Genomic DNA, 12,840 nt, shown 5'->3' with positions numbered 1-12,840 from the left:
CTTCTCTTATTTATCCGGGCTGTCGATGGTCAGTTGTTGCGGCGCGGTGGTGCTGCTGGCCAGGGGCTTGCTGCGACCGACCCACTCGCCGGCAGTCGGTTGGCCGGCGCGGGAAATGCGTGCAACCAGTTGGACTTCCGGGAAGTTCGACAGTTTCAACTGCGGCATCATCGCGTCGGCATCCCCCAGCTCCACCGTCACCGGCAGGTCGGCCACGGTCAGGCGCTTGGCCGCCAGTGGCGCCGGCGGCCCGGAAGTGGCGCGGGCAAAGATGAACACGCTGTCGCCCGGCTGCACCTTGGCTTTCAGCTCGGCGGCCAGGTCGACACGCACCTTGAGCAGCGCGGCGGCCTTGGGCGCGGGCGCCTGGGCCACTTTGCCGCCGCTGGCCAGCAGCTTCTCGGTGGCCCGGTCGATACCGCCCTGCAGCGCGGCGCGCGAGTTGTCGTCCGCCGGCAATTGCGCCAGCAGGCGGTTCCAGTAATCGATGGCCTCTTGATAACGCTCGCCTTCGAAGGCGGCGATGCCCAGCAGGCCGAGGCTGGTGACTTCCTTCGGATCGGCCTTCAGCGCTTCGTCGGTCAGGGCCTGGACCTTGTCCGACCACCGCTTGCCGTCGGCGAAATACTGCGCCTGCGCCCACTGGCCGAGCAGTTCCGGCTGGCGCCCGGCCAGGGCCACGGTGCGCTCGAAGATCTTCGCCGCGTCCGCTGGGCGGTCCTGGGCCATGTAGGTACGACCGAGGAAGTACAGGCCCTCGGCGGAATCCGGCTGGGCGGCGACCGCGCGCTCGAGGCGGCGGGTCATCTCTTCCATGGATTGCGGGGCCTGGGCGAATTCACGGGTCAGCTCGACCTTGTCGCTGGCGCCGAAATGCAGGTACAGGCCCAGGCCCAATAGCGGCACCAGCAGCGCCGCCAGCAATGGCAGCGGCTTGCCCAGGCGCGATACCCCAGCCAGTTCCGCGCCCTCGGTATCGGCCAGCAGTTCGCGCGCGGCTTCGGCGCGGCCGCTGTCCATCTGCTCGGCGCTGAGCACGCCTTCGGCCTGCTGGCCTTGCAGCTCGGCCACGCGTTCTTGATAAAGCGCCACGTTCAGCGCGGTACGATCCTCTTCACGCTGGGCGCGACGGCCGCGTAGAACCGGGATCAGCAGAAAACTCAGGGCTACCAGGAGCAGCAGGCCTGCGGCGAGCCAGAAATCAATCATTCGCGGTCTTTATCCAACAGTTGGTCGAGGCGCTGACGCTCCTCGGCGGAAAGTGTGCTCGGGTTGTCGCTGCGCTGCACGCGCCGACGCCGGACGATCACGGCGATGATCACCACGCCCCCCAACAGCAGGCCGGCGGGGCCGAACCAGAGCAAGGCGGTCTTGCCGGTCAGGGCCGGCTTGTAGCGCACGAAGTCGCCATAGCGGTCGACCATGAAATCGATGATCTGCTGGTTGTCCTTGCCTTCGCCGAGCATGCGGAAGATCTCCTTGCGCAAGTCCGCGGCGATCGGCGCATTGGAGTCGGCGATGTCCTGGTTCTGGCACTTGGGGCAACGCAGCTCTTTGGTCAACTCGCGAAAGCGCTCGCGCTCGGCGTCGTTGGCGAATTCGTAGGTATCGATCGCGGCGTGGGCCACGCCAGCGATACTCAGGCCCAGGACGGCCGCGGCCAGCCAACGCTTCATGGCTTGGCCTCGTCGGCCAGGGCTTGATACTTCGCGGCCAGCTTCTCGCGCCACACCGTTTCGTCGATCACCCCGACGTATTTGTCGCGGATGATGCCCTTGGCGTCGATGAAGAAGGTTTCCGGCGCGCCGTACACCCCGAGGTTCAGGCCCAGGGTGCCCTCCTCGTCACGGATATCCAGCTGGTAAGGGTTGTGGAATTCGACCAGCCACTTCAGGGCGTCGGCGTTGACGTCCTTGTAGTTGACGCCGTAGATGGTCACGCCCTGCTGCGCCAGCTTGTTCAGCACCGGGTGCTCGACCCGGCAGGAAATGCACCAGGTACCCCAGACGTTGACCAGCGCCGGCTTGCCCAGCAGGTCGGCGCGGGTCAGGGTCTTGTCGCCCTGCACCGACGGCAGGGAAAACTCCGGGAACGGCTTGCCGATCATCGCCGACGGCAGCTCGGCCGGGTCCAGGTACAACCCGCGGTACAGGAACACCGCCACCAGCAGGAACAGCGCCAGCGGCAACAACATTATCCAGCGTCTCATGCAGTGGCTCCTGTCATGCCCAGGGCTTCGCGCACCCGGGTCTTCACCTTGACCCGGTAACGCCGGTCGAGGGCCGCCAGCAGGCCGCCGAAACCGGTGAGCAGGCCGCCGAACCAGATCCAGCGCACGAACGGCTTGACGTGCACCCGCACGGCCCAGGCGCCATCGCCCAGCGGCTCGCCGAGGGCGACGTAGAGGTCACGGGTGAAGCCGGCGTCGATGCCGGCCTCGGTCATCACCGAGTTCTGTACCGTGTAGAGGCGTTTTTCCGGGTGCAGCACAGCAACCTCCTTGCCGTCGCGGACCACCCGCACCGTGCCCTTGTCGGAGGTGAAGTTGGGGCCTTCGAAATGCTTGGCGCCCTCGAAGACGAAGTGATAACCGGCCAGGTCCATGGACTCGCCCGGCTCCAGGCGCAGGTCGCGCTCGGCGCTGTTCTGGCTCGACAGCACCACGCCCAGGGCGCAGACCGCGATGCCCAGGTGCGCCAGTTGCATGCCCCAGTAGCTGCGGGTCAGGCCCGGCAGGCCCTTGACCAGGCCTTTGTGGCGGGTCTTGTCGAAGATGTCGCGGACCCCGGCGAGCAACACCCAGGCCGCCAGCATGAAGGTCGCCAGCACTGCCCAGTTGAAGTCGCCGTAGACGATACCGGCCACCACCGCCAGTGCGGCGCTGCCCAGCAGCACCGGGGTCAGCATGCTTACCAGCCATTTCACCGGGGTGTCTTTCCAACGCACCACCACGCCCACCGCCATCACCACCATCAGCAGCGCCATCAGTGGAATGAACAGCGCATTGAAGTACGGCGGGCCGACCGACAGCTTGGCCCCGGTCAGGGCGTCCAGTACCAGCGGGTACAGGGTGCCCAGCAGGATCATCGAGGCCGCCACCACCAGCACCAGGTTGTTGCCCAGCAGCAGGGTTTCCCGCGACCACAGGTTGAAGCCGACCTGACTCTTGACCACCGGCGCGCGCAGGGCGAACAGGGTCAGCGAACCGCCGACCACGAACAGCAGGAAGATCAGGATGAACACGCCGCGCTCGGGGTCCGAGGCGAAGGCGTGGACCGAGGTCAGCACCCCGGAACGCACCAGGAAGGTCCCCAGCAGGCTCAGGGAGAACGCGGCGATGGCCAGCAGCACGGTCCAGCTCTTGAACACGCCGCGCTTTTCGGTGACCGCCAGCGAATGGATCAACGCGGTGCCCACCAGCCACGGCATGAACGAGGCATTTTCCACCGGGTCCCAGAACCACCAGCCACCCCAGCCGAGTTCGTAGTAGGCCCACCAGGAGCCGAGGGTGATACCGATGCCGAGGAATGCCCAGGCGACTATGGTCCAGGGCCGCGACCAGCGCGCCCAGGCCGCGTCCAGGCGACCGCCAAGCAAGGCTGCGATGGCGAAGGCGAAAGCCACGGAGAAACCGACATAGCCCATGTAGAGCATCGGCGGGTGCACGATCAGGCCGATGTCCTGCAGCAGCGGGTTGAGGTCGCGGCCGTCGCCGGGCACCTGCGGCAGAATCCGCGCGAAGGGGTTGGAGGTGACGATCAGGAACAGCAGGAAGCCGGTGCTGATCATGCCCATCACCGCCAGCACCCGCGCCAGCATCACTTGCGGCAACTGTCGGGAGAACACCGACACGGCGAAGGTCCAGCCCCCGAGGATCAGCGCCCAGAGCAGCAACGAGCCCTCGTGGGCGCCCCATACCGCGCTGAACTTGTAGTACCAGGGCAAGGCGCTGTTGGAGTTGCTGGCGACATAGGCCACCGAGAAATCGTCGACCATGAAGGCATAGGTCAGGCAGCCGAAGGCGAAGGTCAGAAAGGCGAACTGCCCCCAGGCCGCGGGCTGCGCCAGGCCCATCCACAGACGGTCGCCACGCCAGGCGCCGAGCAGCGGCACCACGGCCTGGACCAGGGCAAAACACAGGGCCAGGATCATCGCCAGATGGCCGAACTCGGGAATGAAGATTGCGGATGTCATCGCTCAGCCCTCCTTGGCCGGAGCCGGCGCCATTTGCCCACTGTCTTTCAGGGCCTTGGTCACTTCCGGCGGCATGTACTTCTCGTCGTGCTTGGCCAGCACTTCGTCGGCCACCACCACGCCGTCGGCGTTGAGCTTGCCCAGGGCGACGATGCCCTGCCCTTCGCGGAACAGATCCGGGAGGATGCCGCGGTAGGTGATGGTCACGGCCTTGTTGAAGTCGGTGACCACGAAGCGCACGTCCAGCGAGTCCGCCGAGCGTTGCAGCGAGCCCATCTGCACCATGCCGCCGGCGCGGATCCGCGTGTCATGGGGGGCTTCGCCGTTGGCGATCTGGGTCGGGGTGTAGAACAGATTGATGTTCTGTTGCAGGGCGCTCAGCGCCAGACCGACGGCAACGCCCACGCCGCCCAGCACACCGAGGATGATCAACAGACGCTTTTTACGCAGCGGATTCACTGATTGTTCTCCCGGCGCAGACGACGCGCCTCTTGTTGCAGGTAACGCTTGCGGGCCAGCAACGGCACCGCCACGTTGAGGATCAGCACCACCAGGCAGATGCCGTAGGCTGACCAGACATACAGGCCATGATGGCCCATGGCGAGAAAGTCGGCGAAGGACGAAAAACTCATGATGCCGCCTCCAGGCTGTTCTGCACTTCGGCCCTGACCCAGCTGGCGCGGGCTTCGCGCTTGAGCACTTCGAGACGCATGCGCAGCAACAGCACGGCGCCGAAGAAACAATAGAAGCCCAGCACGGTCAGCAACAGCGGCAGCCACATCTCGACGGGCATCGCCGGCTTTTCGGTGAGGGTGAAGGTCGCGCCCTGGTGCAGGGTGTTCCACCACTCCACCGAGTATTTGATGATCGGGATGTTGATCACCCCGACGATGGCCAGCACCGCGCAGGCCTTGGCCGCACTGTCGCGATTGCTGATGGCGTTGCCCAGGGCGATCAGGCCGAAGTACAGGAACAGCAGGATCAGCATGGAGGTCAGGCGCGCGTCCCAGACCCACCACGAGCCCCAGGTCGGCTTGCCCCAGATGGCCCCGGTGACCAGCGCCACGGCGGTCATCCAGGCACCGATGGGCGCCGCGCATTGCAGGGCGACGTCGGCCAGTTTCATCTTCCACACCAGGCCCACCACCCCGCACACCGCCAGCATCACGTAGATGGACTGGGCCAGCATGGCGGCGGGAACGTGGATGTAGATGATGCGAAAGCTGTTGCCTTGCTGATAGTCCGGCGGCGCGAAGGCCAGGCCCCAAACGACGCCGACGGTGATCAGCAGCAAGGCTGCGATGCTCAGCCAGGGCAACAGCTTGCTGCTGATGCCGTAAAACCACTTGGGCGAGCCGAGCTTATGAAACCAGGTCCAGTTCATACTGTTTCCATCACGGGTGCCGCGCGTTGTCACGCACAGCCAGGGTCTTTACTGATCAAAATTTGATCAGACCTCATTATTCGCCGACGCTGATCTTCAGGCCAGCCGCTATTGCAAAAGGTGTCAGCGTTACTGCCAGGGCGGTCAGGCTCCCAAGCCACAGCAGGTAACCGGTCGCCGGCATGCCCTGCAAGGCCGCCTGCAAGGCGCCGCTGCCGAGAATCAATACCGGGATGTACAAAGGCAGGATCAGCAGCGCCAGCAACAGGCCGCCACGCTTGAGTCCTACCGTCAACGCCGCGCCCACCGCTCCCAGCAGGCTGAGCACCGGAGTGCCCAACAGAAGGGACAGCAACAGCACCGGCAGACAGGCTGTGGGCAGACCGAGCATCAGTGCCAACAGGGGCGCAAGCAATACCAGTGCCAGGCCGGAAAAGGCCCAGTGTGCCAGCACCTTGGCCAGAACCAGAAGAGGCAGGGGGTGCGGCGAAAGGACCCACTGCTCCAGGGATCCGTCCTCGAAATCACTGCGAAAAAGCCCGTCCAGCGAGAGCAAAACCGATAATAAGGCCGCTACCCAGACTAGCCCTGGAGACAAGGTTTGCAACAATTGTGTCTCAGGTCCCACCGCCAACGGGAACAGTGAGACAACGATGGCGAAAAACACCAGCGGGTTGGCCAGTTCGGCGGGACGGCGGAACAGCAGCCGGGATTCGCGGGCAACCAGCAGTCCGAAAACACTCATACGGCCCAATGCCCCAGATCGATGTCGCGATAGCCGGCCGGCAGGCGGCTCAGTGTGTGGTGGGTGGTGAGGATCACCATGCCGCCGCGTTCGCAGTGGCCGGCCAGGTGTTCTTCCAGTTGCGCCACGCCCTGTTTGTCCAGGGCGGTGAAGGGTTCGTCGAGAATCCACAGCGGCGGGCTGTCCAGGTACAACCGGGCCAGCGCCACCCGGCGCTGCTGGCCGGCGGACAGGGTATGACAGGGCACATCCTCGAAACCGCGCAGGCCGACCGCCGCCAGGGCCTGCCAGATCGCCTCGCGATCGGCGGGCTGATGCAGGGCGCAGAGCCAGCTGAGGTTTTCCTCGGGGGTCAACAGGTCCTTGATCCCCGCCGCATGGCCGATCCACAACAGGTTGCGCGCCAGCTCCGCGCGCTGGGCGTTGAGCGGCTGGCCGTTGAGCAGCACCTGGCCGCTGGTCGGCTGCATCAGCCCTGCCAGCAGGCGCAACAGGCTGGTCTTGCCGCTGCCGTTGGGACCGCTGATCTGCAACATGTCGCCGCTGGCCAGACGCAGTTCGAGCTTTTCGAAGAGCAGCCGCAGGTCGCGCTCACAGGCAAGCGCTACGGCTTCTAGAAGAGGACTGGTCAAATGATCGCGGGCCTTTACGGTTCAAGTCGGCGGTGGAGCAGCCGTTAAAGAGATGCAGAATAAACGCATCGGCGGCCTGTTCCAGAGAGCTGCGTCAAACTTTTGCGATGTTTTCGCCACGCTCCCCGAAGACGGGCGGCATTATACATGCGATGCCCTACTCTCAAGAGGGCTTATTTCTCCACAGGTTGTGTCCAGATGACAGGTGAAATCACCCTTCCTCCGCTGCCCCAACTGACGCCGGGAACCGTGCGCGCGCTGCCGATCAGCGGTGAGCTGCTCAAGTTGCTGCAGCCCCTGGAAGGCCTGATCGCCGCCGGCCAATCGGCCAAGGCCGAAGTACTGTCGCTCAAGCAGGCGGACCAGACGTTCCAACTGTTGCTCAAGCTGACCCTCGACAGCGGCCGGCAGACCACCGTCCAGGCCACCAGCAACCAGGCGCTGCCCCTGGGCACCAGCCTGGCGGTGACCCAGCCCTCGGCCGGCAACCTGGCCATCACCGTGCAGCAGGCGATTGCCGCCAGCGTCGCCACCCTGACCCGCCTCGACACCGCACAGCTTCCCGTGGGCACCCTGCTGCAAGGCAAGGTGCTGACCACCCAGCTACAACCCCAGGCAGCCGGACAACCGGCGGTCTACCGCTCACTGGTGAGCCTGCTCAACACCGCCTTGAGCGGCAGCACCCTGAGCATCGACAGCCCGCAACCCCTGCGCATCGGCAGCCTGCTGAGCGCCCTGGTGCAAGGCTCGCAGAGCTTGAGCTTCGTGCCGCTGAGCGGGCGTCAGGAGCAACTGGCGATCGCCCAGCAACTGGCCGCCCAGCAAAGCCGCCAGGCCTCGCTGACGGGCCTGATCAATGCGTTGCAGAACCTGCCGCCCTCCGACGACACCTCCAGCGAACTGCGCGCCGCGGTGGACAAGTTGCTCGCCGGCCTGCCCGACCTGCAGCAACTGAGCAATCCCAAGGCGCTGGCCCTGGCCCTGGGTAACAGCGGCGCCTTCTTCGAGTCGCGGCTGCTGGCCGGCGACAATCCGGCCCTGGCGGCTGACCTGAAAGGCAACCTGTTGCGCCTGATCGCCCAGATGACGCCGGGCCTGCCGGCCAGCACCAGCTTCAACGCGATCATTGCCGCCAACACCCTGGCCCAGGTGCTGCCGAGCTTCGTGCGCAGCGCCCTGGGGACCCTCGGCCAGGTCAGCGCCAGGCCCCAGCCCGGTGGCTTCCCCCTGCCCTCGCGGCTGCTGCAAAGCCTTGAGGAGGAAGGCGACCTGGAACACCTGCTGCGCCTGGCCGCGGCCGCTGTTTCGCGCCTGCAGAGCCATCAGCTGGCGAGCCTGGAACAGAGCGGCCTGACCGATGACGGGCGGCTGCTGACCACCTGGCAACTGGAGATCCCGATGCGCACGATGCAGGACGTCGTGCCCCTGCAGGTCAAGTTCCAGCGCGAAGACCCGGCGGAAAAACCGCCCGAGGAAAAACGCGAGGAACGCGAACCGAAACAGCAGCTGTGGCGCGTCGAACTGGCGTTCGACCTCGAGCCCCTGGGCCCGCTGCAGGTGCAGGCGCAATTGCTCAAGGGCCGCCTGTCCAGCCAGCTCTGGGCGCAGCGGCCATTTACCGCGAGCCTGATCGAAAGCCATCTGGGCAGCCTGCGTGAACGGCTGCTCGCGTCCGGCCTGGATGTGGGCGATCTGGACTGCCATCTCGGCACACCGCCGCAGGGCCCGAAAACCCGACTGGAACAACGCTGGGTCGATGAAACCGCATGAATAATCCCAACCCGCCACGCCAGGCCATCGCCCTCAAGTACGACGGCCAGCACGCCCCCACGCTGACCGCCAAGGGTGACGACGAACTGGCCGAAGCCATCCTGAAAATCGCCCGCGACTGTGAAGTGCCGATCTATGAGAACGCCGAGCTGGTGAAACTGCTGGCGCGCATGGAACTGGGCGACAGCATTCCCGAGGAGTTGTACCGGACCATTGCCGAAATCATCGCCTTCGCCTGGAACCTCAAGGGCAAGTTCCCGGCCGGGCATGAGCCGCAGGAAGCGGCGCTGGAGAAAGATGTGACGGAAAGCGGGGAGGATTACTGAAGAGCTACAAGCTACAAGCTACAAGCTACAAGCTACAAGCTACAAGCTACAAGCTACAAGCTACAAGCTACAAGCTACAAGCTACAAGATTCCAGCTTGAAGCTTGCGGCTTGTAGCTTGCAGCTAGCTTCTATGTAACTTACTCATCAACTCGGCCTCGGCCTGGGTCAAGCCGCAGGACTGAGTCAGTTCGTCGACGCTGGCGCCCATGCCCACCAGGCGCGCGGCCTGGGCGAAGGACAGGCTCGACGGATCGCGCTGTTCCAGCTGGGCCAGCTTGTCCGGCAACGGGCCGACCACCGCGCGCAGCTCATGCAGGTCTTCGCCCATGCGCACCGTACCGTTCTGGTAATCGTCGACGCGCTTGGCCAGGTCCTTGATGCGCTGATCGCGCAGCGCATCGCCCTGGGCCTGCTGGGCGGCGATCTGCCGCTGAGCACGGATATAGGCCAGGAACATCGCCAGTGTGCCTGCCCAAAAGAGGAACAGGACAATAACCGCAACCTCGAGAATCAATCAGATACTCTCCAGTTCCGACCACTCTTCTTCGCTCATCATCTTGTCCAGCTCAACCAGAATCAGCAGCTCGCCGTTCTTGTTGCACACGCCCTGGATGAACTTGGCCGACTCTTCGTTACCGACGTTCGGCGCGGTCTCGACTTCCGACTGACGCAGGTAAACCACTTCCGCCACGCTGTCGACCATGATCCCGACCACTTGCTTGTCGGCTTCGATGATCACGATACGGGTGTTGTCATTGACCTCGGTCGGCACCAGGCCGAAGCGCTGGCGGGTGTCGATCACGGTCACCACGTTGCCGCGCAGGTTAATGATGCCCAGCACGTAGCTCGGGGCACCCGGTACCGGTGCGATCTCGGTGTAGCGCAGGACTTCCTGCACGCGCATCACGTTGATGCCGTAGGACTCGTTATCCAGCTTGAAGGTTACCCATTGCAGGATCGGATCTTCGGAACTCTGTGCAGACGACGACTTATTCATACCCCTGACCCCTCAAAAAACCGTTGGAAACGGTGTGTGTTCTGTGTGGCCGCACCGTCGGCGCAGCCTGTTGTTGGTCTATATCGGCTTCGGCGCCGGTTTACTGATAGCCATGTGTTTCGCGCCGCCGCTGGCGATCAGCTCGGCCAGCTCGGAAACGTCCAGCAGCGCGCACATATGCTCGATGACCGTGCCCGCCAGCCATGGCCGCTGGCCACGGTGGCTGCGCCATTTGATTTCGTTCGGGTCCAGGCGCAACGAGCGGCTGACCTGATGCACCGCCAGCCCCCACTCGTAGCCCTGGACCGAGATCACGTATTGCAGGCCCTGACGGAAGTCGTCGCGGTAGCGATCCGGCATCACCCAGCGCGCGGTATCCAGCACCTTCAGGTTGCCGGCCTGGCTCGGCAGGATCCCGAGGAACCACTCCGGCTGACCGAACAGCGGCGTCAGTTCATGCCCCGCCAGGGAGTAGATCGACCCCAGGCAGACCAGCGGCACCGCCAGGGTCAACCCGGCGACATCGAACAGCAGGCACTCGAAGGGTTCCGCCGCCCAGCTCGGCCGGTCGTCACCCGCCACCGGGGGTGGCGTGCTGCTGGGTGGCCGATGCACCTCGACCACCGGTTCGACCAGGCCTTGCAACAAGGGCGCAACGGTCGACACGGTGGCCGGCAATGGCGCGGGCGCCTCCAGCACGGGGGCGACCACCGCTTCCTCGACCCGCACTACCGGCGCGACAACCGCAGCCGGCGCACGCTGGACCTGGGCATCGCGAGCCTGTTCTTCGAGCACCGCGGCCTGGAACTCATCCAGGACCTCGCTCGACACCGCCACCTCTGCAACGGCTGCCTGAACCTGCGGCAGCGCCTCGGGAACCGCGAACTCTTCTTCGGTGGCGTCCTGCAGCAACGCGTCCAGGTAGGATTGCAGCGCCAACTGCGGCCGGGACGTGACGTCGACAGGACGGTTCATAAGGATGCCCACGGATAAAGCCCAGCACAGTGACCTGTAGGGTTTATCGGCCAGACCGGCAGCAGACTTGAATGCTCCGCCACGTCAGGCCACCTGCGGGACAAGTTGCTGGGCTAGCAGGTGCTTGAGCAAGGCGCGATAGGCCAGTACGCCGCGACTCTTGCCGTCGAACTGCGAAGGCGTCAACCCGGCCCGGCTGGCATCGCGCAGGCGCGTGTCGACCGGGATATAGCCTTGCCAGATCTCATCCGGGAACTTGTCGCGCAGCACCCGCAAGGTGCCCAGGGACGCCTGGGTGCGGCGGTCGAACAGGGTCGGCACGATGCTGAACGGCAGCGCCTGTTTGCGCGAGCGGTTGATCATCGCCAAGGTATTGACCATGCGCTCCAGGCCCTTGACCGCCAGGTGCTCGGTCTGCACCGGGATCACCAGTTGCTGGCTCGCCGCCAAGGCATTGACCATCAGCACGCCGAGCAACGGCGGGCTGTCGATCACCGCATAGTCGAAATCCTGCCACAGCTGCGCCAGGCTCTTGGCGATCACCAGGCCCAGGCCGCTCTGCCCCGGCGACTGGCGCTCCAGGGTAGCCAGCGCGGTACTCGAGGGCAGCAGGGAAATACGTTCGTCGCTGGTCGACAGCAGCAACTGCCCGGGCAAGCCCTCGGGAACGCTGCCCTTGTGCAGGAACAGGTCGTAGTTACTGTGTTCCAGGCTGTCGGGGTCATAGCCGAAATAGCTGGTCATGGAGCCGTGGGGGTCGAGATCGACCACGACCACGCGCTTGCCCGCCTCGGCCAGCAACCCGGCTAAAGCGATGGAACTGGTGGTCTTACCGACGCCACCCTTTTGATTGGCAACTGCCCAGACTCTCATTCAGATTGTTCCTCCCGGCAGGCACGGGCCCACCGAGAAATAGCACCCAGTTATAAAGCCGGTGACGGAGAATTGACGGCACTCTCGCGTCCCGGCGTCTTGACTGACGTAGGTGCAGTTTGTGTGCCAGCCCGCTTCAATGCCGCATCCGGTGTCGCATGGGCGGTGCCGGTGCCCGTCAGGCTGCGGCGTACGTCGAGATTGCGCGACACCACCAGCACCACCCGACGGTTGCGGGCACGGCCATCGGCCGTCGCGTTATTGGCTACCGGCTGGAACTCGCCGTAGCCCACCGAAGCCAGGCGCTGCGGATTGACCCCCTGCATCGCCAGCATCCGCACGATGCTCGCCGAGCGGGCCGACGACAGTTCCCAGTTGGTCGGGTACTGCGCGGTCTGGATCGGCTGGTTGTCGGTAAAGCCCTCGACGTGAATCGGGTTGTCGAAGGGTTTGAGGATCGCCGCCACCTTGTCGATGATGTTGAACGCCAGGTCGCTGGGCATGGCATCGCCGCTGCCGAACAACAGGCTGGAGTTGAGTTCGATCTCGACCCACAGCTCGTTGCCGCGCACGGTCATCTGGTTGGAACTGATCAGGTCGCCAAAGGCCGCGCTGATATCGTCGGCGATGCTTTTCAGCGGATCGCTGGCACCGGCGATACCGGCGTCGGTCTGCTCGCTGTCCTTGACCAGCGGCTTGGCCGGGGTCACGGTCTGGGGCCGCTCCTCACCGATGGGAATCGGTTTGAGGGCGCGGTCCGAATCGGTGAACACACCGATCAGCGCTTCGGAAATGACCTTGTACTTGCCCTCGTTGATCGAGGAGATCGAGTACATGACCACGAAAAAGGCGAACAGCAAGGTGATGAAGTCCGCGTAGGACACCAGCCAACGCTCGTGGTTGACGTGTTCTTCATGCCGGCGACGACGGGACATAGTCCAT

At 64.7% G+C, this 12,840-nt stretch carries 16 protein-coding genes; 2 read left to right on the top strand and 14 right to left on the bottom strand.

The features are described 5' to 3' along the window. Positions 1-6: 6 nt before the first annotated feature. From ccmI to ccmA, 9 genes are all read right to left on the bottom strand, one after another. Entirely contained in the window at positions 7-1,209 is a 1,203-nt protein-coding gene (gene ccmI / locus AC3RCP_RS09455; protein ID WP_053260138.1) for a c-type cytochrome biogenesis protein CcmI, read from the bottom strand. Beyond that, positions 1,206-1,676 carry a cytochrome c-type biogenesis protein gene (locus AC3RCP_RS09450; protein ID WP_007922049.1) on the bottom strand — a complete coding sequence of 157 codons (471 nt, stop codon included), beginning with the start codon at positions 1,674-1,676 and terminating at the stop codon, positions 1,206-1,208. Before AC3RCP_RS09450 ends, ccmI begins: the two co-directional genes overlap by 4 nt. Next, positions 1,673-2,209 carry a DsbE family thiol:disulfide interchange protein gene (locus tag AC3RCP_RS09445; RefSeq protein WP_007922047.1) on the bottom strand — a complete coding sequence of 179 codons (537 nt, stop codon included), beginning with the start codon at positions 2,207-2,209 and terminating at the stop codon, positions 1,673-1,675. Before AC3RCP_RS09445 ends, AC3RCP_RS09450 begins: the two co-directional genes overlap by 4 nt. Further along, positions 2,206-4,194, bottom strand: coding sequence for a heme lyase CcmF/NrfE family subunit (locus tag AC3RCP_RS09440; RefSeq protein WP_101337177.1), 1,989 nt, complete (start codon positions 4,192-4,194; stop codon positions 2,206-2,208). The genes AC3RCP_RS09445 and AC3RCP_RS09440 overlap by 4 nt, the downstream gene beginning before the upstream one ends. Before the next feature lie 3 nt (positions 4,195-4,197). Continuing rightward, on the bottom strand, positions 4,198-4,653 hold the full coding sequence (gene ccmE, locus AC3RCP_RS09435; RefSeq protein WP_009047728.1) for a cytochrome c maturation protein CcmE: 456 nt from the start codon (positions 4,651-4,653) through the stop codon (positions 4,198-4,200). Continuing rightward, the gene (gene ccmD, locus AC3RCP_RS09430) at positions 4,650-4,826 is read right to left on the bottom strand and encodes a heme exporter protein CcmD (RefSeq protein WP_007922041.1); all 177 of its coding nucleotides are present in this window, start codon (positions 4,824-4,826) and stop codon (positions 4,650-4,652) included. The genes ccmE and ccmD overlap by 4 nt, the downstream gene beginning before the upstream one ends. After that, positions 4,823-5,578 (bottom strand): heme ABC transporter permease, encoded by a 756-nt coding sequence (locus AC3RCP_RS09425; protein ID WP_007922035.1) that lies wholly within the window; start codon positions 5,576-5,578, stop codon positions 4,823-4,825. The genes ccmD and AC3RCP_RS09425 overlap by 4 nt, the downstream gene beginning before the upstream one ends. Before the next feature lie 76 nt (positions 5,579-5,654). Beyond that, positions 5,655-6,323 (bottom strand): heme exporter protein CcmB, encoded by a 669-nt coding sequence (ccmB, locus tag AC3RCP_RS09420; protein ID WP_007922033.1) that lies wholly within the window; start codon positions 6,321-6,323, stop codon positions 5,655-5,657. Continuing rightward, positions 6,320-6,955: a cytochrome c biogenesis heme-transporting ATPase CcmA gene (gene ccmA / locus AC3RCP_RS09415; protein WP_007922031.1), complete on the bottom strand. Its 636-nt coding sequence runs from the start codon at positions 6,953-6,955 to the stop codon at positions 6,320-6,322. The genes ccmB and ccmA overlap by 4 nt, the downstream gene beginning before the upstream one ends. Before the next feature lie 198 nt (positions 6,956-7,153). Here ccmA and fliK point away from each other — a divergent pair, with 198 nt between their 5' ends. Together fliK and AC3RCP_RS09405 are read left to right on the top strand one after the other, a co-directional pair. After that, the gene (gene fliK, locus AC3RCP_RS09410; protein WP_101337176.1) at positions 7,154-8,725 is read left to right on the top strand and encodes a flagellar hook-length control protein FliK; all 1,572 of its coding nucleotides are present in this window, start codon (positions 7,154-7,156) and stop codon (positions 8,723-8,725) included. Then, entirely contained in the window at positions 8,722-9,051 is a 330-nt protein-coding gene (locus AC3RCP_RS09405; protein ID WP_053260133.1) for an EscU/YscU/HrcU family type III secretion system export apparatus switch protein, read from the top strand. Before fliK ends, AC3RCP_RS09405 begins: the two co-directional genes overlap by 4 nt. 123 nt (positions 9,052-9,174) lie before the next feature. Here AC3RCP_RS09405 and AC3RCP_RS09400 read toward each other — a convergent pair whose 3' ends face one another. From AC3RCP_RS09400 to motD, 5 genes are all read right to left on the bottom strand, one after another. Beyond that, positions 9,175-9,567, bottom strand: coding sequence for a DUF2802 domain-containing protein (locus AC3RCP_RS09400; protein ID WP_087088858.1), 393 nt, complete (start codon positions 9,565-9,567; stop codon positions 9,175-9,177). Continuing rightward, a complete protein-coding gene (locus AC3RCP_RS09395) occupies positions 9,568-10,050 on the bottom strand; it encodes a chemotaxis protein CheW (protein ID WP_007922496.1) in 483 nt (160 codons plus the stop codon). A gap of 78 nt (positions 10,051-10,128) precedes the next feature. Then, positions 10,129-11,025, bottom strand: a complete 897-nt coding sequence (locus AC3RCP_RS09390; protein ID WP_101337175.1) for a CheW domain-containing protein — start codon at positions 11,023-11,025, stop codon at positions 10,129-10,131. Between the two features lie 84 nt (positions 11,026-11,109). Beyond that, on the bottom strand, positions 11,110-11,898 hold the full coding sequence (locus tag AC3RCP_RS09385) for a ParA family protein (RefSeq protein WP_007922498.1): 789 nt from the start codon (positions 11,896-11,898) through the stop codon (positions 11,110-11,112). A gap of 50 nt (positions 11,899-11,948) precedes the next feature. Next, positions 11,949-12,833, bottom strand: coding sequence for a flagellar motor protein MotD (gene motD / locus AC3RCP_RS09380; protein ID WP_007922499.1), 885 nt, complete (start codon positions 12,831-12,833; stop codon positions 11,949-11,951). Positions 12,834-12,840: the final 7 nt, after the last annotated feature.

Source organism: Pseudomonas sp. GW822-FHT05A08 (genome assembly GCF_058800485.1).
The sequence above is the reverse complement of the archived record's forward strand: the minus strand, read 5'-3'. Positions and strand labels throughout refer to the sequence as shown.

Coding starts and splice junctions, on each gene's coding strand:
- ccmI (WP_053260138.1), bottom strand. CDS start 1,209: ATGATTGATTTCTGGCTCGCCGCAGGCCTGCTGCTCCTGGTAGCCCTG.
- AC3RCP_RS09450 (WP_007922049.1), bottom strand. CDS start 1,676: ATGAAGCGTTGGCTGGCCGCGGCCGTCCTGGGCCTGAGTATCGCTGGC.
- AC3RCP_RS09445 (WP_007922047.1), bottom strand. CDS start 2,209: ATGAGACGCTGGATAATGTTGTTGCCGCTGGCGCTGTTCCTGCTGGTG.
- AC3RCP_RS09440 (WP_101337177.1), bottom strand. CDS start 4,194: ATGACATCCGCAATCTTCATTCCCGAGTTCGGCCATCTGGCGATGATC.
- ccmD (WP_007922041.1), bottom strand. CDS start 4,826: ATGAGTTTTTCGTCCTTCGCCGACTTTCTCGCCATGGGCCATCATGGC.
- AC3RCP_RS09425 (WP_007922035.1), bottom strand. CDS start 5,578: ATGAACTGGACCTGGTTTCATAAGCTCGGCTCGCCCAAGTGGTTTTAC.
- ccmB (WP_007922033.1), bottom strand. CDS start 6,323: ATGAGTGTTTTCGGACTGCTGGTTGCCCGCGAATCCCGGCTGCTGTTC.
- fliK (WP_101337176.1), top strand. CDS start 7,154: ATGACAGGTGAAATCACCCTTCCTCCGCTGCCCCAACTGACGCCGGGA.
- AC3RCP_RS09405 (WP_053260133.1), top strand. CDS start 8,722: ATGAATAATCCCAACCCGCCACGCCAGGCCATCGCCCTCAAGTACGAC.
- AC3RCP_RS09395 (WP_007922496.1), bottom strand. CDS start 10,050: ATGAATAAGTCGTCGTCTGCACAGAGTTCCGAAGATCCGATCCTGCAA.
- AC3RCP_RS09390 (WP_101337175.1), bottom strand. CDS start 11,025: ATGAACCGTCCTGTCGACGTCACGTCCCGGCCGCAGTTGGCGCTGCAA.
- AC3RCP_RS09385 (WP_007922498.1), bottom strand. CDS start 11,898: ATGAGAGTCTGGGCAGTTGCCAATCAAAAGGGTGGCGTCGGTAAGACC.
- motD (WP_007922499.1), bottom strand. CDS start 12,833: ATGTCCCGTCGTCGCCGGCATGAAGAACACGTCAACCACGAGCGTTGG.